Annotated in this window: 15 protein-coding genes; 5 read left to right on the forward strand and 10 right to left on the reverse strand. The window is 71.5% G+C overall.

Going from position 1 to position 19,187, the window contains the following annotated elements; translation table 11 throughout:
• Window positions 1-33: 33 nt before the first annotated feature.
• The 3 genes from tig (at window position 34) to J2X59_RS04160 (ending at window position 2,848) form a co-directional block, all read left to right on the forward strand.
• The gene (gene tig, locus J2X59_RS04150) at window positions 34-1,377 is read left to right on the forward strand and encodes a trigger factor (RefSeq protein ID WP_066653120.1); all 1,344 of its coding nucleotides are present in this window, start codon (window positions 34-36) and stop codon (window positions 1,375-1,377) included.
• A 158-nt stretch (window positions 1,378-1,535) separates the two neighbouring features.
• A complete protein-coding gene (locus tag J2X59_RS04155) occupies window positions 1,536-2,162 on the forward strand; it encodes an ATP-dependent Clp protease proteolytic subunit (protein ID WP_066653123.1) in 627 nt (208 codons plus the stop codon).
• Window positions 2,163-2,188: 26 nt separating this feature from the next.
• Window positions 2,189-2,848 (forward strand): ATP-dependent Clp protease proteolytic subunit, encoded by a 660-nt coding sequence (locus J2X59_RS04160; RefSeq protein ID WP_066653125.1) that lies wholly within the window; start codon window positions 2,189-2,191, stop codon window positions 2,846-2,848.
• A gap of 113 nt (window positions 2,849-2,961) precedes the next feature.
• Here J2X59_RS04160 and J2X59_RS04165 read toward each other — a convergent pair whose 3' ends face one another.
• Together J2X59_RS04165 and J2X59_RS04170 are read right to left on the reverse strand one after the other, a co-directional pair.
• Window positions 2,962-3,576 (reverse strand): copper resistance CopC family protein, encoded by a 615-nt coding sequence (locus J2X59_RS04165; protein ID WP_326495802.1) that lies wholly within the window; start codon window positions 3,574-3,576, stop codon window positions 2,962-2,964.
• Window positions 3,577-3,641: 65 nt separating this feature from the next.
• Window positions 3,642-4,364: a YcnI family copper-binding membrane protein gene (locus J2X59_RS04170; protein WP_251154786.1), complete on the reverse strand. Its 723-nt coding sequence runs from the start codon at window positions 4,362-4,364 to the stop codon at window positions 3,642-3,644.
• A 196-nt stretch (window positions 4,365-4,560) separates the two neighbouring features.
• Between J2X59_RS04170 and clpX the strand changes: the two genes are divergently transcribed.
• Window positions 4,561-5,841, forward strand: coding sequence for an ATP-dependent Clp protease ATP-binding subunit ClpX (gene clpX, locus J2X59_RS04175; protein ID WP_326495803.1), 1,281 nt, complete (start codon window positions 4,561-4,563; stop codon window positions 5,839-5,841).
• 279 nt (window positions 5,842-6,120) lie between these two features.
• Here the strand turns inward: clpX and J2X59_RS04180 are convergent, their stop codons facing one another.
• The 4 genes from J2X59_RS04180 to valS all read right to left on the reverse strand — a co-directional run bounded on the left by J2X59_RS04180 (window position 6,121) and on the right by valS (window position 11,966).
• Window positions 6,121-8,148 carry a M3 family metallopeptidase gene (locus J2X59_RS04180; RefSeq protein WP_326495804.1) on the reverse strand — a complete coding sequence of 676 codons (2,028 nt, stop codon included), beginning with the start codon at window positions 8,146-8,148 and terminating at the stop codon, window positions 6,121-6,123.
• Between the two features lie 139 nt (window positions 8,149-8,287).
• Window positions 8,288-8,896: a TetR/AcrR family transcriptional regulator gene (locus tag J2X59_RS04185; RefSeq protein WP_326495805.1), complete on the reverse strand. Its 609-nt coding sequence runs from the start codon at window positions 8,894-8,896 to the stop codon at window positions 8,288-8,290.
• Between the two features lie 115 nt (window positions 8,897-9,011).
• Window positions 9,012-9,263: a hypothetical protein gene (locus J2X59_RS04190; RefSeq protein ID WP_066653141.1), complete on the reverse strand. Its 252-nt coding sequence runs from the start codon at window positions 9,261-9,263 to the stop codon at window positions 9,012-9,014.
• Window positions 9,264-9,374: 111 nt separating this feature from the next.
• Window positions 9,375-11,966, reverse strand: coding sequence for a valine--tRNA ligase (gene valS / locus J2X59_RS04195; RefSeq protein ID WP_326495806.1), 2,592 nt, complete (start codon window positions 11,964-11,966; stop codon window positions 9,375-9,377).
• 225 nt (window positions 11,967-12,191) lie between these two features.
• Here valS and proP point away from each other — a divergent pair, with 225 nt between their 5' ends.
• Entirely contained in the window at window positions 12,192-13,766 is a 1,575-nt protein-coding gene (gene proP, locus J2X59_RS04200; protein ID WP_326495807.1) for a glycine betaine/L-proline transporter ProP, read from the forward strand.
• Window positions 13,767-13,971: 205 nt separating this feature from the next.
• On the opposite strand, the gene J2X59_RS04205 is transcribed toward proP, so the two are convergent.
• From J2X59_RS04205 to J2X59_RS04220, 4 genes are all read right to left on the reverse strand, one after another.
• Window positions 13,972-15,540 (reverse strand): ABC transporter ATP-binding protein, encoded by a 1,569-nt coding sequence (locus tag J2X59_RS04205; RefSeq protein ID WP_326495808.1) that lies wholly within the window; start codon window positions 15,538-15,540, stop codon window positions 13,972-13,974.
• Window positions 15,541-15,608: 68 nt separating this feature from the next.
• The gene (locus J2X59_RS04210; protein WP_271827096.1) at window positions 15,609-16,478 is read right to left on the reverse strand and encodes an ABC transporter permease; all 870 of its coding nucleotides are present in this window, start codon (window positions 16,476-16,478) and stop codon (window positions 15,609-15,611) included.
• 5 nt (window positions 16,479-16,483) lie between these two features.
• Window positions 16,484-17,554, reverse strand: a complete 1,071-nt coding sequence (locus J2X59_RS04215) for an ABC transporter permease (RefSeq protein ID WP_326495809.1) — start codon at window positions 17,552-17,554, stop codon at window positions 16,484-16,486.
• Entirely contained in the window at window positions 17,539-19,182 is a 1,644-nt protein-coding gene (locus J2X59_RS04220; protein WP_326495810.1) for an ABC transporter substrate-binding protein, read from the reverse strand. Before J2X59_RS04220 ends, J2X59_RS04215 begins: the two co-directional genes overlap by 16 nt.
• Window positions 19,183-19,187: the final 5 nt, after the last annotated feature.

Genomic DNA, 19,187 nt, shown 5'->3' on the forward strand with positions numbered 1-19,187 from the left:
CCACTCGAACGTCAACCAACAGGAGTACATCCCTTGGCCACCAGCACCGTCGACAAGGTGAGCGACACCCGCGTCAAGCTCACCGTGAACGTGACGCCGGACGATCTCAAGCCGAGCATCGACCACGCCTACAAGCACATCGCCGAGCAGATCAACATCCCCGGCTTCCGCAAGGGCAAGGTCCCGCCGGCGATCGTCGACCAGCGCGTCGGCCGCGGCGAGGTCCTGAACCACGCCGTCGGTGACGCCATCGACACCTTCTACCGCCAGGCGGTGGAGGAGCAGGAGCTGCGCATCCTCGGCCGTGCCGAGGCTGACGTCGCCGAGCTCCCGAACGTCGCGGACTTCTCGGGCGACCTCGTCCTCACCTTCGAGGTCGACGTCCGTCCCGAGTTCGACCTCCCCGCGTACGACCAGTACGAGCTCACGGTCGACGCCGTCGAGGTCTCCGACGACGAGATCGAGGAGGAGCTGCAGAACCTGCGCACCCGCTTCGGCACGCTCGTGACGGTCGACCGCCCGGCCGAGACCGGCGACTTCGCCCAGATCGACCTGACCGCCACCATCGGTGACGACGAGGTCGACTCGGCCACCGGCGTCTCCTACGAGATCGGCTCGGGCGACCTGCTCGAGGGCATCGACGAGGCGCTCGAGTCGCTCACCGCCGGTGAGTCGACCACCTTCGAGTCCACGCTGGTCGGTGGCGACCGCGAGGGCGAGACCGCGCAGATCGCCGTCACCGTCACCGCCGTCAAGGAGCGCGAGCTCCCCGAGGCCGACGACGAGTTCGCCCAGATCGCCAGCCAGTTCGACACCATCGACGAGCTCAAGGCGGACCTGAAGGAGCAGATCGCGAAGTCCAAGACCTTCGGTCAGGGCGCCGCGGCTCGCGACAAGCTCGTCGAGAAGCTCATCGAGGACGTGGACATCCCGATCTCGGAGCAGCTCATCGAGGACGAGGTGCACCGTCACCTCGAGCAGGAGAACCGTCTCGAGGACGAGGAGCACCGCAAGGAGGTCTCCGAGTCCAGCGAGAAGGCCTTCCGCTCGCAGCTGCTCCTCGACGCCATCGCCGAGAAGGAGGAGATCCAGGTCTCCCAGGAGGAACTCACGCAGTACCTCATCCAGGCGGCGTCGCAGTACGGCATGGAGCCGGCCGAGTTCATCAAGGTGATCGACCAGAACGGGCAGATCCCCGGCATGGTCGGCGAGGTCGCCCGCTCGAAGGCGGTCGCGACCGTCCTGTCGAAGGTCACCGTCAAGGACACGAACGGCGACGCCGTCGACCTGTCCGCCTTCACCGCCGGTGTGGCGCAGGAGTCGGCTGACGACGAGTCGGCCGACGCCGACGAGGTCACCGAGGCCGACGCGAAGTAACGCGACGCGCTGACGGACGGGAGGCACGGTGCCAGCTGGCTCCGTGCCTCCCGTCCGTCGTCCCGGCACCATCCGACCGCCCAGAGCGAACAGACGCGAAGTGGTGCGTTGCACCCGATAAGTTCGACATCAAGCGACAACTGAACGGGAGCTTTTCCATGGCCGAAGCGACACTGAACCCCAGTGTTTTTGACCGCCTTCTGAGAGACCGGATCGTGTGGCTCGGCTCTGAGGTCCGCGACGACAACTCGAACGAGATCGCAGCGAAGCTGCTGATGCTCGCCGCCGAGGACCCCGAGAAGGACATCTACCTCTACATCAACTCGCCCGGTGGCTCGATCACCGCGGGCATGGCGATCTACGACACGATGCAGTTCGTGCCGAACGACATCGTCACCGTGGGCATCGGCCTCGCCGCCTCGATGGGGCAGTTCCTGCTCTCGTCGGGTACCCCGGGCAAGCGCTACATCACCCCGAACGCCCGCGTGCTCCTGCACCAGCCGTCCGGTGGCTTCGGCGGCACCGCTGCCGACATCCAGACGCAGGCGAAGGTCATCCTCGACATGAAGCAGCGGATGGCGGAGCTCACGGCGGAGCAGACCGGCAAGACGATCGAGCAGGTCCTCAAGGACAACGACCGTGACAACTGGTTCACGGCGCAGGAGGCCCTGGAGTACGGCTTCGTCGACCACCTCCGCGCCTCGTCGGTCGAGGTCGTCGGCGGCGGCGGCACCGTGAGCGACGGCGAGACGCCGACCGCGGCAGCCGAGCCCGAGTCCAACTGACCACCACCGAAGAGAAGGAAACGAGAATGCACCTCCCCATGCTCGGTGGCGCGCAGAACGTCCCGGCTCCGTCCGATCGCTACATCCTCCCCAGCTTCGAGGAGCGCACGGCCTACGGCTTCAAGCGGCAGGACCCGTACGCGAAGCTCTTCGAGGACCGCATCGTGTTCCTCGGCGTCCAGGTGGACGACGCGTCCGCCGACGACGTCATGGCACAGCTGCTCGTGCTCGAGTCGATGGACCCGGACCGCGACATCGTGATGTACATCAACTCGCCCGGTGGCTCGTTCACCGCGATGACGGCGATCTACGACACGATGCAGTACATCCGTCCGCAGATCCAGACGGTCTGCCTCGGCCAGGCCGCTTCGGCCGCGTCGGTGCTCCTCGCCGCGGGGACCCCCGGCAAGCGTCTCGCGCTGCCGAACGCCCGCGTGCTCATCCACCAGCCCGCCGTCCAGCAGGGTGGCGGTCAGGCGTCCGACATCGAGATCCAGGCGGCGGAGATCCTCCGCATGCGCACCTGGCTCGAGGAGACGCTGTCGAAGCACTCGAACCGGACCCCGGAGCAGGTCAACAACGACATCGAGCGCGACAAGATCATGTCCGCCGAAGAGGCACTCGAGTACGGCCTGATCGACCAGGTCCTCACGAGCCGCAAGAACCTGCCGGCGCTCGTGAAGTAGCGCTGCACGCGCGAAGGCCCCGCACCGATCGGTGCGGGGCCTTCGTCGTGTCCGGTGCGGCGTCGGGGGCGCGGATCCGGCCTGGAGGCGCGGTGCCGATCCGGCGGGGCGGTTCAGTCCTCGTCGCGGTCGTCGGTCGCCGGGGCGGCCGGGCGGCGTCGGAGCAGCAGCAGGACCGCCACGACGACGCCGGCGAGGACGATGCCACCGGCGCCGATGAACAGGGCGTCGGTCGCGCTCGAGTCACCGCTGGCACCGGTCGGGGCGTCGGGCGCGCTGGATGCCGAGCCGCCTCCGCTGCCGTCGGCGCAGGTCGCCGGCGTCGCGGTGCCGCGGTCGGGCGTGAAGCCGGCCGGGGCCTTCCAGGTGAAGTCGTACCGGTCGGAGACCGTGTGGCCGTCGGCCGAGACGATCTGCCACTCGACCTCGTACTTCCCGGAGTCGCCGAGGGCGGCCTTCGTCGTCATCGAGGGGCCGTCCACGGAGACGCAGCCGTCCTCGTGGTACCGACCGTCCGGGCCGATGACCCGGAAGGCGAAGCCCGAGTCCGACCCGCCGATCGCCAGGAGCCGGTCGTTCGTCGTGATGTCGAAGCGGTCGGGGAGCTCGGTGAGCGTCCCGCCCACCTTCGGCGTCGACGACACCAGGTAGTTGTGCGCGCTGGCGGGGGCGGCGAGCCCGAGGATCGCACCGCCCGCGACGGCGAGGGTCGCGGCGGTCGCGGCCACGGGCCTCCAGACCGGACGCCGGTCACCCGGGGGCCGACGGGCGCGCGTCGGCCGTGCGGTCCGGGTCACTTCGAGGCGTCCCGGCGGCGCGTGGCGGCGACGGCGACGACCAGGCCGACGGCCCCGACCACCAGGCCGCCGAGGCCGAGGAAGCGACCGACCAGGTCGGGCTGCGCCGCGGTGGTCGTGGTGTCGCTCGCGGTGGCCGTCGTCGCGTCGTCGTCGTCACCGCTCGCCGCGCTGGCGGCGGTCAGGACGATCGACGGCGCGGGGTGCTCGGGCTCGGACTCGCCGCTCTTCTGCACCTGGTCCCAGTCGGTCGACCCCTGCTCGCAGGTCTGCACGACCGGGAAGGCCACGCGGTCGCCCGGCTTGCCGTCGGGCAGCGCGAAGGACAGCGAGAAGGTGTCGCGCTCGTCGGCGGGCAGCGGGGTCTTCGCGGTGTAGGTGACGCTCGTGACGCGCTCGGCGCCGGCCTCGGACTCCTCGTCGCTCGCAGCGCTGCTCGACGGGGCGGTGTAGGGCTCGGTCGCCTTCGTGATCGTCCAGTTCGGGTTGACGGTCGGCGTGACCTCGATGACGGACTCGGGCACCTGGAAGACGAGCTTCGTGGTGGGGGAGCCGTCGCAGCCGTGCGGCACCGAGAACGTCGCGGTCGTGTACGAGTTCGCCGCCGTCGAGGTCGCATCCGCCTCGACGTGTGCGCTCGCGGCGGCCGCGGTGCCGAGGACGATCGCGGCGGTGACGCCGAGGGTTCCGGTGCCGAGGAGGGCGAGGCGCTTCGTCATGGGGTCCTTCCGGTTTTCTACAACTTGTAGAGGAACGTGCCAACGGTACCAGGTGTGCACGCCCTGGGCGAACGCGTGGGGACAGGCCGGACGGCGTCGCCGTGGGTGTCACCGGATGCGGTTAGAGTCGATCACATCGGGCGGGTCACCAGCCTGCATCGCTGAACTGCACCGGTCATCCAAGGAGGGCACCGACATGGCACGCATCGGGGAGAGCGCTGACCTGCTCAAGTGCTCCTTCTGCGGCAAGAGCCAGAAGCAGGTCCAGCAGCTCATCGCCGGGCCGGGGGTGTACATCTGCGACGAGTGCGTCGAGCTGTGCAACGAGATCATCGAGGAGCGCCTCGCCGAAGCGGGTGAGGACACCACGAACGGCGACTTCGAGCTGCCGAAGCCCCGCGAGATCTTCGACTTCCTGCAGGAGTACGTGATCGGCCAGGACCCGGCGAAGCGCGCGCTGGCCGTTGCCGTCTACAACCACTACAAGCGCATCCGCGCACAAGGGCAGATCACCGCTGCCGAGGACCGCGACGACGTCGAGATCGCGAAGTCGAACATCCTGCTCATCGGGCCGACCGGCTGCGGCAAGACCTACCTCGCGCAGACCCTGGCGAAGCGGCTCAACGTGCCGTTCGCCGTCGCCGACGCCACCGCCCTGACCGAGGCCGGGTACGTGGGCGAGGACGTCGAGAACATCCTGCTCAAGCTCATCCAGGCCGCGGACTACGACGTCAAGCGTGCCGAGACGGGCATCATCTACATCGACGAGGTCGACAAGATCGCACGCAAGGCGGAGAACCCGTCGATCACGCGCGACGTCTCCGGCGAGGGCGTGCAGCAGGCGCTGCTCAAGATCCTCGAGGGCACGACCGCGTCGGTCCCGCCGCAGGGCGGTCGGAAGCACCCGCACCAGGAGTTCATCCAGATCGACACGACGAACGTGCTGTTCATCGTGGCGGGGGCGTTCGCGGGACTCGAGGACATCGTGTCGTCGCGCGTCGGCAAGCGCGGGATCGGGTTCGGCGCTCCGCTGCACAGCCCGCTCGACCAGCAGGACCTGTTCGCCGACGTCCTGCCCGAGGACCTGCACAAGTTCGGGCTCATCCCCGAGTTCATCGGTCGTCTGCCCGTCGTCACGACGGTGTCGCAGCTCGACCAGGCGGCGCTCATGCAGATCCTGACCGAGCCGAAGAACGCGCTGGTGAAGCAGTACCAGCGGATGTTCGCGATCGACGGTGTCGAGCTCGACTTCGACCGCGGGGCGCTCGAGGCCATCGCGGACCTCGCGGTGCTGCGCCAGACCGGTGCCCGCGGCCTCCGGGCCATCCTCGAAGAGGTCCTCGGCCCGGTCATGTTCGACGTGCCGTCGGACGACGACGTGGCGCGCGTCGTCATCACCCGCGAGTCCGTGCTCGAGAACGCCGCGCCGACGATCGTGCCGCGTCCCCGGGCGAAGCGCGTGGAGAAGTCCGCGTAGCGTCCGACGCCCGCAGGCCGACGGCCCGGTCCCCGCGTGGGGCTGGGCCGTCGCCGTGAGCGGGAGGGGGCGCGGGTGCGGGAGCGTTCGTGGGAGCGGTGCGCAGGCGGACCGGGGCAGTCCGCGGTGTGACGTGCCGCTGCACAACGGGAAGCACGTCGCGCCGCGGACTTCCGCGGCGCGACGTGCTTCCGGTTGTGCCGACGCACTGGCCCGGCGCCGCGGCGGCTGGCGCGACGCCCGCCGTGCGCCGGCCCGCCGCCGCGGCGCGGCGCCGCGCTACTCGAGCCCGCGACGGCGCAGCAGCGGCCCGACCTCGGCGTCGCGGCCGCGGAACGCACGGTAGGCCTCGAGCGGGTCCTGCGCGCCGCCGACCCCGAGCACGAGCGACGCGAACCGCCGCCCGGCCTCGCGCGAGAGTCCGCCGTGCTCGCGGAACCACTCGACGGTGTCCGCGTCGAGCACCTCGGACCAGATGTACCCGTAGTACCCGGCGTCGTACCCGCCGGAGAACGTGTGCGCGAAGTACGTCGACGAGTACCGCGGCGGCACCGCGGCCACGTCGATGCCCGCGGAAGCGAGGGCCTGGCGCTCGAACGCCTCGACGTCGGTCACCTCGGCGGCGTCGGCAGCCGACAGACGGTGCCACGCCTGGTCGAGCAGCGCCGCGGCGAGGTACTCGGTGGTCGAGAAGCCCTCGTTGAAGCCGGCGGAGTCGCTCAGTCCGAGCACGAGCTCGGGCGGCAGTGGCTCGCCGGTCTCGTGGTGCTTCGCGTAGTTCGCGAGGACCGAGGGCCAGGTCACCCACATCTCGTTGACCTGCGAGGGGAACTCCACGAAGTCCCGTTCGACGTTCGTGCCCGAGAACCGCGGGTAGGTCGTCCTGGCGATGAGCCCGTGCAGCGCGTGCCCGAACTCGTGGAAGAGCGTCTCGACCTCGTCCTGGATCAGCAGCGTGGGAGAGCCGGCGGCGGGCTTCGCCACGTTGAGGTTGTTCACGACGACGGGCAGCGTGCCGAGCAGGTGTGACTGCTCGACGACGGGGTTCATCCAGGCACCGCCACGCTTGCCGTCCCGTGTGTAGAGGTCGAGCAGGTAGAGCCCGACCTCCTCCCCGGAGTCGCCGTGCACCTCGAAGACCCGGACCTCGTCGTTGTAGCCGTGCAGGTCCGAGCGTTCGGTGAACGTCAGTCCGTACAGGGCGCCGGCGGCGTGGAACACCCCGTCGTGCAGGACGCGGTCGGCCTCGAAGTAGGGCCGCAGCGCCGAACTGTCCGCGGCGAACTGCTCGCCGCGCAGGACCTCCGTCGCGTGTGCCCAGTCCCAGGCCTCGACGTCGAAGCCGACCGTGCGGGAGCGGACGGCGCGCTCGTCCTCGGCGTTCGCGGCGGCGGCCGGGACGAGCGAGGAGAGCAGGCCGTCGACCGCCTCGGGCGTCCCCGCGGTCTCGTCGGCCGTCACCACGGCAGCGTGGTTCGGGAAGCCGAGGAGTTCGGCCCGCTCGGCCCGGAGCCGGACGATGCGCAGCAGGACCTCGCGGTTGTCGTGCGCGTTCCCACGTCGCCCCCGCGACAGCGAGGCACGCATGATCCGTTCGCGCAGGCCACGGTCGGTCAGCGAGGCGAGCCACGGGTGACCCGTGTACAGCGGCAGCGTCACGAGCCAGCCGTCGAGGCCGCGGTCCGCTGCGGCTGCGGCGGCGGCCGACTTCGCGCCGTCGTCGAGTCCGGCGAGCTCCTGTTCGTCGGTGACGTGCACGGCGAGGTCGTTCGTGTCCTCGAGCAGGTTGCGCTCGAAGGTCGTGGTGAGCGTCGAGAGTTCCTGGTTGATCGCGGTGAGACGCTCCTTCCCACCGTCGTCGAGGCCGGCTCCCGCGAGCGTCATCTCGGTGTGCACCCGCTCGACGAGTCGACGGTCCTCGTCGGACAGGTCCGCACGCTCGTCGAGCGAGGACCGCACCGCATCGACCCGTGCGTACAGGCGCGCGTCGAGGGTGATCGCGTCGCGGTGGGCGGCGAGGAGCGGCGACTCCTCGGCCTCGAGGTCGTGCAGCTCGGGCGTCGAGTCGGCGGAGGACAGCGTGAAGAAGACGTGCGAGACCCGGGTCAGCAGCTGCCCGGAGCGTTCGAGCGCCACCAGCGTGTTCTCGAACGTCGCTGCACCGGGATCGGCGGCGATGGCCTCGACCTCGGCACGCTGCTCGGCGATGCCGGCGTCGAACGCGGGACGGAAGTGCTCGAGCCGGACGTCGTCGAACGGCGGCAGGGCGTAGGGGAGGGTGCTCGGCTGGTCGAACGGGGTGTCCATGGCCCCACCCTACGGACCGGACCGGACGCCGGTCTGGAGGCACGTGGCGGGCCCGCCCCGCGCCTCCCGGCCGACGTCGGGTCGTGTCGGGCGTCGTGTCGTCGAGCGTCCGGTCGGCGCATCGGGTCAGCGCGTCGGGTCAGCGCGTCGGGTCGGTCTCCGCACGCATCGCCACGTCGATCAGCGTGGCTGCCGCGCGCCGCGCGTGCCGTGCCGGCGTCGTGTCGCCCGCGATCGCGGCCGTCGTCTGCGCACCCTCGGCGAGGAGTGCGAGCTGGGCGGCGAGCTCCTCGGCCGCGTCGAGGTCCGGTACGGCGGCCGCGGCGAGCCCGGCGACGTACCGCTGGAACGAGTCCTTGTGCTCGCGGGCGATCTCCGCGACCGCGGGGGAGGTCGCACCCAGCTCACCGAAGGCGTTGATGAAGCCGCAGCCGCGGAAGGTGTCGTCGCCGAACCAGTGCTCCAGGAAGTCGTACATCGCGAGCAGCCGGTCGCGCGGGGTCCCCGCTGCGGCCACCGCCTGCTCGATGCCCTGCTCCCAGAGGTCGTGCCGCCCGCCGAGCACCGCGGCGACGAGCTGCTCCTTGCCGGGGAACACCGAGTAGAGCTTCTTCAACGAGACGCCGGCGCTCGTCCGGATCTCGTCCATGCCGACCGACTGGAACCCGCGGGCGTAGAAGAGCGCGTCCGCGGCGTCGACGATGCGCTCGCGCACCTGCGGGTCGGTCGTGCTGGCGGTGCCGGACACGGGCATCCCCTTCCCTCCGCTGCGGTCCCACTCGTCCCCGTCGCCTCGGAAACGGACGTTCTCCAGTGTAGGCCGCGTCCCCCGGTCCCGGTCGAGCCCGGGACCGGGGGACGGCCTAGTCCTCCTCCGGCGCGTCGTCCGGGTTCGTCACCTGCGCACGCCCGGCGGGGTCGAGGTGGATCGACGTGCCGTCGTCGAGCTCGACGATCGGCTTGCCCTCGAGGTACGTCAGCGTCCAGCGCCAGGTCGATGCGTCGACCGACGCCGCCGCAAGCTCCTCCTCGACACCGCGCGCGGCGACGACCATCGCCTCGGGGAGTCGCTCGGGTGGCTGCCCACCCACGTTCCAGCGTGTACCCAACTGCATCCGTGCCTCCAGTGCCGACTCGTACTCGTACTCGTACTCGTACTCGTGCTCGTACTCGTGCTCGTGACGACGGGCCGGGCCGCTCGCGACCCGGCCCGTCGACGGACGACGCTACGCCTGCTGCTCCGCGAGCTCGATCTCGGTCACCGCGAGCTCCTCGCCGTCCGTGAACGACAGGTTCTCGATGCGGCCCACGGCGGCCAGGTCGACCGCCGCGCGCTCGATGAGCGCGCGCTGGTCGGCCGGAGCCGCCACGACGGCACGGGTGACCGGCGTCTTCTGGGACGCCTTGGCGGCGGTCTTCGCACCGCGGATCCCGATCAGCGCCTGGCCGACGGCGGCCAGCAGCCCGGACGGCTCCGCCTGCGTCGGGAGCTCCGCGACCGTGGGCCACGCGGCCGTGTGCACGCTGGTGTCGTGGGTCCAGGCCCACACCTCCTCCGTCGCGAACGGGAGGAACGGTGCCAGCAGACGGAGCAGCGCGTCGATCGCGGCGCGCAGCGCCAGGACCGCACTCGCCTGGGTCTCGTGCGTCGCGTCGGGCGCGGTGCCGTAGGCACGCTCCTTGACGAGCTCGAGGTAGTCGTCGCAGAAGGTCCAGAAGAACCGCTCGGTGACCTCCAGCGCACGGGCGTGGTCGAAGCCGTCGAACGCGGCGGTGGCCTGCTCGATCACGGAGCCGAGCTCCGCCAGCACGTCGACGTCGAGGGGCTCGGTGACGGTCGTCGCACCGCTCGGCAGTTCGAAGCCGTAGACGAACTTCGCCGCGTTGAGCACCTTGATCGCCAGGCGACGACCGACCTTGATCTGCTTCGGGTTCTGCGGGTCGAAGGCCGCGTCGGTGCCGAGCTTCGACGAGGCCGCCCAGTAGCGGACCGCGTCGGCACCGTGCTGCTCGAGGATCGAGAGCGGCGTGACGACGTTGCCCTTCGACTTCGACATCTTCTTGCGGTCGGGGTCCACGATGAAGCCGGAGATGCTCGCGTGCTTCCACGGCGCGACGTCGGCCTCGAGCTGGCTGCGGAGTGCCGTCGTGAAGAGCCACGTGCGGATGATGTCCTGCGCCTGCGGGCGGACGTCGTACGGGAACACGAGGTCGTAGAGCGCCGGGTCCGTCTCCCACTTGCCCGCGAGCTGCGGGGTGAGGGACGAGGTCGCCCAGGTGTCTATCACGTCGAGCTCCCCCTGGAAGCCGCCGGCGACGCCGCGCTGGTCCTCGGCGTACCCGGGGGCCGGCTCGGACGCCGGGTCGACGGGCAGCTGTGCCTCGGTCGGGACGATCGGCTGGTCGAAGACCGGGTTGCCGTCGGCGTCGAGCGGGTACCAGACCGGGATCGGCACGCCGAAGAAGCGCTGGCGCGAGATGAGCCAGTCGCCGGAGAGGCCACCGACCCAGTTGTCGTAGCGGACGCGCATGAAGTCCGGGTGGAAGGCGATCTCCTCGCCGCGCTTCCGCAGGGTCTCCTTGAGCTGCTCGTCGCGCGCGCCGTTGACGATGTACCACTGGCGGGTCGAGACGATCTCGAGCGGCTTGTCGCCCTTCTCGAAGAACTTCACCGGGTGGTTGATCGTCTTCACGTCGCCGACGAGCTCGCCCGACTCGGTGAGCGCGTCCACGAGGACCTTCTTCGCCGAGAAGACGGTCTTGCCGGCCATCTCGGCGTAGAGCTCCTTGCCGCGGGTCGACTCGATCCACGCGGGCTCGTCCGAGCGGACGCGGCCGTCGAAGCCGATGATCGCGCGGTTCGGCAGCTGCAGTTCGCGCCACCACACCACGTCGGTGGTGTCACCGAAGGTGCAGACCATCGCGATGCCCGCGCCCTTGTCCTGCTGCGCCAGGTGGTGCGCGAGGACCGGGACCTCGACGTCGAACAGGGGGGAGCGGACGGTCGTGCCGAACAGGTCCTGGAAGCGCTCGTCGTCCGGGTGCGCGACGAGGGCGACACAGGCGGGGAGCAGCTCCGGACGGGTGGTCTGGATGACGACGTCCTCGCCGCCGTCGGTGCGGTGGAACGCCAGGCCGTGGTACGCGCCGGGCATCTCCTTGTCCTCGAGCTCGGCCTGCGCGACGGCAGTGCGGAAGGTGACGTCCCAGAGCGTCGGGGCGTCGGCCTGGTAGGCCTCGCCGCGCTCGAGGTTGCGGAGGAACGCACGCTGCGCGCTCGCCCGCGAGGTGTCGTCGATCGTGCGGTACGACTGCGTCCAGTCCACTGACAGGCCGAGCGTGCGGAAGAGGTGCTCGAACTGCTGCTCGTCCTGCACGGTCAGGCGCTCGCACAGCTCGATGAAGTTGCGGCGCGAGATCGGCAGCTGGTCGCCCGCCTTGCTCGACTTGCCGTCGCCGCCCTCGAACGGCGGCACGAAGGCGGGGTCGTAGGGGAGTTGCGGGTCGCACCGGACGCCGTAGTAGTTCTGCACGCGGCGCTCGGTCGGCAGGCCGTTGTCGTCCCAGCCCATCGGGTAGAAGACGTGCTTCCCGCGCATGCGCTCGTACCGGGCCTTGAGGTCGGTGTGCGTGTAGGAGAACACGTGCCCGATGTGCAGCGAACCCGACGCGGTCGGCGGCGGGGTGTCGATCGAGTACACCGCGTCCTTCGTCGCGCTGTCGCGGTCGAAGCGGTAGGTGCCGTCCTGCTCCCAGACCGGACCCCAGACGTCCTCGAGGCCGTCCACCGTGGGCTTGTCGGGCATGGGCTTCGTCATGGCAGGGCCTTTCGATCGATGTGTGCGGCACCGAGTCCGTGGTGAGGTGCCTGAGTGTCGCGCGTACAGTACGCGGTGGCCTCATCGTAGCGGTCCGCCGCGTCGGAGCGCTCCATCTGGTAGGCTGTCGGAGTTTGTCCGGCGAGCGCGGTGTTCGCGAGGACTGCACAGTCGCTCTCCGCCGGATGCCCGAAGGCAAGACACAGCACTACCGGAGGAACGAACTTGGCACCGAACGACGCACACCAGCACGGCGACCGGCCGTTGCGCACGAAGAGCGCAGCGAAGCGTGCACGCCGCAAGCTGACCGAGGACGACGTCACCGTCGTCGAGGAGTCGCTGCTCAAGCGTGCCGTCGCCGCCGCGGCCCTCGGCAACGCGATGGAGTGGTTCGACTTCGGCATCTTCGCGTACCTGACGGTCACGATCTCGAAGGTGTTCCTGCCGGCGGGCGACCCGACGTCGAACCTCGTCGCGACCTTCGGGTTCTTCGCGGCCGCCTTCATCGTCCGCCCGATCGGCGGCGCCGTCTTCGGCCCCATCGGCGACAAGATCGGCCGGCAGAAGGTCCTCGCGCTGACGATGATCCTTATGGCCGCCGGCACGCTCATGATCGGCCTCATCCCGTCGTACGCGACGATCGGCTTCTGGGCCCCCGTGCTGCTCCTCGTCGCCCGCTTCGTGCAGGGCTTCTCGACCGGTGGTGAGTACGGCGGTGCGGCGACCTTCATCGCCGAGTACTCGCCCGACAAGCGCCGCGGGTTCATGGGCTCGTGGCTCGAGTTCGGCACGCTGGCCGGCTACGTGCTCGGCGCGTCGATCGTCACGATCCTGCAGTACGCGATGCCCGAGGACACCCTGCTCAGCTGGGGCTGGCGCATCCCGTTCATGATCGCCGGTCCGCTCGGCCTCATCGGGCTCTACCTCCGCCTGAAGCTCGAGGAGACCCCGGCCTTCCAGAAGCAGCAGGAGCAGGCCGCCGAGCGCGAGTCGCAGAAGACGCCGTTCCTCAAGCTGTTCGCCGAGAACTGGCGCTCGCTCATCATCTGCATCGGCCTGGTCCTCGTGTTCAACGTGACCGACTACATGCTGCTGTCGTACATGCCGACCTACCTCGAGACGAACCTCGGGCAGAACGCCACGTTCGGCCTGATCCTCATCGTCATCGTGATGATCCTGATGATGGTCGTCATCACCTTCGGTGGTCGCCTGTCCGACAAGTTCGGCCGCCGGCCGGTCCTCGCCGCAGGCTGCATCGGCTTCATCGTGCTGTCGTGGCCGGCGCTCAAGCTCGTCCAGACCGGGACCGGTGCCGGGGTCTTCTTCGGCCTGCTGATCCTCGGTCTCGTGCTCGTCACGTTCACGTCGACCATGCCGTCGACGCTCCCCGCGCTGTTCCCGACGATCATCCGCTACGGCGCGCTGGCGATCGCGTTCAACGTGTCCGTCTCGCTCTTCGGTGGCACGACGCCGCTCGCGACGCAGGCGCTCATCGCCGGGGCGAAGGACGCCGGGCTCTCGTGGGCCGAGGACATCCCGGCCTTCTACCTCATGCTCGCGGCCGTGATCGGCCTCGTCGCGGTGTTCTTCACCAAGGAGACGGCTGCGACGCCGCTCATGGGCTCGGGCCCCACGGTCGCCCACGAGGACGAGGTCGCCGACGTCATCAAGGACTACAACGACCCGACCTCGGAGCTCGCGCAGTCCGACTGGGCGAAGGACTTCTCGACGAGCGAGATCCCGATCATCTCGGGGGACACCCCGAAGCCGGGGTCCGACAAGGAGCCCGCAGACTCGTAGCCGCCGCTGTCGGCCGGGAGGCGCGGTGCACGTCCGCCACGGACGCGCACCGTGCCTCCCGGCATTTCCGCTCCGTGGGCGCTCCCCGAGTCTCGGCTCGGCGGACACGTTCGCGACTTCGGTACCGCGAACGTGTCCGCCTGGGCGAGACTCGCCCGCTGGCGCGGCGCCGCTGCGCCGCGGCGCCGGCGCCGGCGCGCCGCGGTCAGGCGCCGCGGGCGAGCCGGGCGGCAGCGTCGACCAGGCGCGCGGTCGCCGGGTGCTCCGGCGCGCCGAGCACGCGCTCCGCAGGGCCCTGCTCGACGACGCGGCCGTCGTGCACCACGAGCACCTCGTCCGCCATCCGTCGGACGGCGCGCAGGTCGTGCGACACGAACACCATCGCCACGCCGGTCTCGTCGCGCAGTCGTTCGAGCAGCGTGAGCACCGCGTCCTGCACGGTCGCGTCGAGTGCCGTCACCGGTTCGTCGAGCACGACCACCTCGGGCGACGTCGCCAGCGCCCGGGCGATCGCCAGTCGTTGCCGCTGGCCGCCGGAGAGCGTGCGCGGGGCGCGTGACCGCAGCTCGGGGTCGAGTCCCACCTGACGGAGTGCGGCGTCGACCGGGTCGGCCAGACCACCCCGCGCCCGCCGCTCCTGCCCGCGGGACAGGGCGTCCGCGAGCACCCGTCCGACGCTCCACCGCTCGTCGAAGGTCGCCCCGGGGTCCTGCACGACGGCCGCCACCCGGTGCCGACGAGCCCGGCGCTCGCGCTCGGGCAGGGGCACCCACGGGTCGCCGTCGAGCGTGACGGTGCCGGCGTCCGGCGTCTCGAGTCCGAGCAGCATCCGCGCCACCGTCGTCTTGCCCGACCCGGAGGCGCCGATCACACCCGTCACGCGACCCGGTCGCACGGTGATCGACACGTCCTGCACGGCGGGCACCCCGTCGAAGGAACGGGTCAGTCCGGAGCCCTCGACGAGCGGGGCCGACGGCGCACCGGGGCCGGGCACCGGTCCCACGGCCCGGCGTGTGTCCGCCCGTGCCGCCCGCACCAGGGCTGCGGTCGCCGGGTGCTGCGGTGCTGCGAAGACCTCGGCGACCGGTCCGTGCTCGACCACCGTCCCCTCGTCGACGACGAGCACCCGGTCCGCCCACCCGGCGACGAGCCCGAGGTCGTGCGTGATGACCAGCAGCCCGGCGCCGCGGTCCTGCACGGCCCGGAGCTGCTCCATCACGGTGACGGCCACGGCGGCGTCGAGGGCGGTCGTCGGTTCGTCCGCCACCACGAGCGCGGGGGAGGCCACGGTCGCCGCCGCGATCAGCGCGCGCTGTCGCATGCCTCCGGAGAGCGTGCCGGAGCGCCGGCCGTCGGTCGCCATCGCGGGGTCGAGCCCCACGCCCGCCAGTGCGGCGCGCACGGCATCGACCCGTTCTGCTGCGCGCAGGTCGGTGTGCAGGCGCAGGGCGTCGGCGACCTCGCGGCCGACGGGGCGGAGGGGGTCGAGTGCGCCGAGGGCCTCCTGGCCGACGTAGCCGACGGTGCTCCCGCGGAGCCGACGCCAGCGCCGCTCTGCGAGCCCGCGCACGTCGGAGCCGACGAGGTCGAGGCGGTCGGCGGTGACCGCGGCACCCGCTGCGGAGAGCCCGAGCACCGCCCGGGCGGTCACGGTCTTGCCGGAGCCGGACGCCCCGACCAGGGCGACGCACTCACCGGCGTCGACGTGCAGGTCGACGCCGAGCACCACCGTCGCGCCGTCGATCGACACCGCGAGCCCGCGGACGTCGAGCACGCGGGTCCCCACCGGCCGTGCTGCACCGGTCCGTCCCGCGACGTCGTCGGGCCCCCGCTCGGAGCCCCTCACCGCACGGCCCCCGTCCGCCGCACCGCACGGCCGAGCACCGTCACCGCGGTCGCCAGCACCACGATGGCGAGGCCCGGGAAGGTGCTCATCCACGGCGCGGTCAGCAGGTAGGTGCGGCCGTCCGCGAGCATCGCACCCCACTCCGGCGCGGGCGGCGGGGTCCCGACCCCGAGGTAGCTGAGCGCCGACGCCCACACGACCGCCTGGCCGACCCCGAGCGTGGCGACGGCGACGACGGGCCAGAGTGCCGCGGGCAGGACGTGCCGGAACACGATCCGGCCGGGGGAGCGGCCCTGCAGCACGGCGGTCTCGACCACCTGCGACGACCGCGCACTCCGGACCAGGCCGCGGACGATCCGGGCGTACCCGGGCGCCGTGGCGAACCCCACCGCCAGGGTCGCGGGCACCGGTCCGGGGCCGGTGACCGCGATGACGACGAGCGCGACGAGCAGCAGCGGCAGCGCGAACGCCACCTCGGTGACCCGGCCGACGACCGCGTCCACGATCCGACCACCGAGTCCGGCGAGCGTGCCGAGCAGGATCCCGGTGAGACCGCCGACGAGCGTCGCGGCGACCCCGACCACGAGTGACGCCCGTGTCCCCGCGACCACGCGCGCGAGCACGTCGCGTCCGGACTCGTCGGTGCCGAAGGGGTGCGCCGGTCCGGGTGGCGTCAGGGCGTCGGCGGGGTGCACCGCGAGCGGGTCGCCGCCGCCGAGCAGCGCCGGCCAGACCGCCGCCAGCACCGCGACCGCGACGACGACCGCCGCGACCGAGCCCGCCGGGCCGAGCGTCCCCCCACGGAACCGCTCGGACCGTCGGGCCCGCCCCTCGGACGCACCGGCCGGGAGGCCCGGGTCGAGCACCCCGCTCACCGTGCGTCCACCCCGCCCTGCGTGCGCACGCGCACTCGCCCCACGCGACCGGCCGGGCGTCGGTCGCGGGTCCGCGGGTCCACCGCCCGCTCGACCAGGTCCGCGACCGCCAGCACGACGACGTACGCCGCGGCGGACACGAGGGCGATCCCGGCCACCAGGGGCATGTCCCGCTGGGTGACCGCGGTGACCAGGGCACGACCGATCCCGGGCAGCGCGAAGACCGACTCGACGACCACGGCACCGGAGACCAGCGAGCCGAAGGCCCACGCGGACAGCGCGATCCCGGGGAGCGCCGCGTGCCGGAGCAGGTGACGACCGAACAGTCCGACGCGGGTCTCCCCGCGGCCGCGGGCTGCGAGGGCGAACGCGGAGCGCTGGGCGTCGACCACGCCGTCGCGGACCGTCTCGGCGAGGTACCCCGCGACCGGCACGGCGACGGTGAGCACGGGCAGGACCCAACCGCGCAGGCTGCCGTCCGACACCGCCGGCACCCACCCGAGTGCGCTCGCGAAGACCACGATGAGCACGCTGCCGAGCCAGAAGTGCGGCACGACGCTCGCCGTCACGGTGATCGCGCCGGTCAGGGCCGCGGCGATCCGCCCGCGCTGCGTCGACCACCACGCGGCGCCGATCGCCAGGACCCAGGCGACGACGAGTCCGGCGACGGCGAGCGTCAGCGTCACGGGGACCTGCTGCGCGAGGAGCTCGGACACGGGCGTGCGGAACGCGTACGAGTCGCCGAGGTGCCCGGTCGCCAGGCGCCCGAGGAACACCGCGTACTGCACGAGCACCGGCCGGTCGAGGCCGTACTCGCGGCGGACCGCCTCGACCGCCTCCGTCGAGGCCTGGGACCCGGGGCCGCCGAGGATCGCCAGCGCCGGGTCACCCGGGATCAACCGGATCGCGACGAAGACGATCGTGGCGACCGCCCAGAGCACCCCGATGCCGCCGGCCGCACGGCGGAGACCCCACAGGACCCACGCCGACCACCCGCGACGGGTGCCGGTGCGTGGCGGACGCGGGGCGGGCCTCCCGGCCGGCTCGCCCGTCAGCGCGCGATCCACGCGGTGCCGAACCACGGGGTGGAGACCGACGTGGTCCCGATGCCGTGGACGGCGGAGCGGTACAGGAAGTGGTTCTGCTGGTCGTAGAGCGGCAGGACGGTGCCGCTCGCCAGGATCCGCTGCTGCGCCTGGCGGTAGAGGTCACCGCGCTCGTCGGCGTCCGACGTGCGTGCCGCCCGCTCCAGCAGGTCGTCGACCGTCGGGTCGTCGAGCTGCGCGAGGTTTGCGAAGTAGCCCGACGGTGCGGGCTCGATGCTCGCGCTGTCGTACAGGATGCGGAGGACGTCCGGGCCGACCTTGGTGTACGGAGCGCTGACGACGTCGTACTCGTTCGCGGCGAGGGCGGCGTACCAGCTGGAGAGGTCGAGCTCCTCGAGCCGCACATCGAACCCGACTGCCTTCTCGGAGGCCTGGACCTGCTGGAACAGGCTGCGCTCCGCGGGCACCGACTGGTTCGTCGACACGGGGAAGGTGACGGTGAGCCGCTGCCCGTCCTTCTCGCGGACGCCGTCGCTGCCGACCTTCCAACCGGCCTCGTCGAGCAGGCGTCCCGCCGTCTTCGGGGAGTACTCGAACAGCGCCGGATCGGAGTACCCGTCGGGCTCGACGCTCGACAGCACCGAGTACGAGCGCTTCGCGGTGCCGAGGAACAGGCTCTGCAGACCCGGGTCGATCTCGGCGCCGGCGATGAAGGCCTTCCGGACCGCCTCGTCGCGGAACACCCCGTGCCCGGAGTTCAGTTCGAGGCGGTTCGAGGCGCCGGGGCGCGGGGCGTCGAGGTCGCGGATCGCGCCCTTCGTCGAGGCACTCTTGAGCTGGTCGGGCTGGGCGTTGTCGATGACGTCGACCTGACCGGCCTGCAGTGCGGCGTAGCGCGAGGTCGAGTCGGGCAGGAAGCGCCACGTGATGCCGTCGAGGCGGGGCTCCGTCGAGCCGGTGAGCGGCGTGTACCCGTCGTTCTTCGTCAGCGTGATGCGATCGCCCCGCTGCCACTCCGTGACGGTGAACGGGCCCGTGCCGACGGGGGATGCGCAGTTCGTCGCCTGCGGCCGCTGCAGGGCCTTCGGCGACTCCATGCCGACCCAGGGCTGCGAGAACGACTCGAGCAGTGCGCTGTCCGGGCGGCTCAGGGTCAGCGTGACGGTGTGATCGTCGGTCGCCGTGGCCTTCGTGATCGACTGCAGGGCGAGGTAGCCCGTGCTCGACGCCGTCGTCGGGTCCTGCACGTGCTCGATGTTCGCGACGACGGCGGCCGCGTCGAACGGGGTGCCGTCGGAGAACGACACGTCCGTGCGCAGGTCGAGCGTCAGGGTCTTCCCGTCGTCGCTCGTCGTCCACCCGGTCGCGAGGGCCGGCGTCGGCTTCCCCGCCCGGTCGAGCCCGGTGAGCATCTCGATGTACTGCGTCGACAGCAGGGCCTGCGGGTAGTTGCCGCCGACGTGCGGGTCGAGGCAGGTCGGCTCGGCGTCGCCGGAGGCGTACGTGAGCGTCCCGCCGCTGACCGGCGTGCCGGCGTCGGTGGCGGTGCCGCCGCCGGTGCAGGCGGTCAGGGCCAGCAGGACCGCGGTGGCTCCCGCGGCGGTGAGGAGAGCGCGGGTGCGTGATTTCTGTACTCGGTCCAAGATCATGGCTG

The sequence above is a fragment of the Curtobacterium sp. 260 genome (assembly GCF_030803485.1).
GTDB lineage: Bacteria > Actinomycetota > Actinomycetes > Actinomycetales > Microbacteriaceae > Curtobacterium.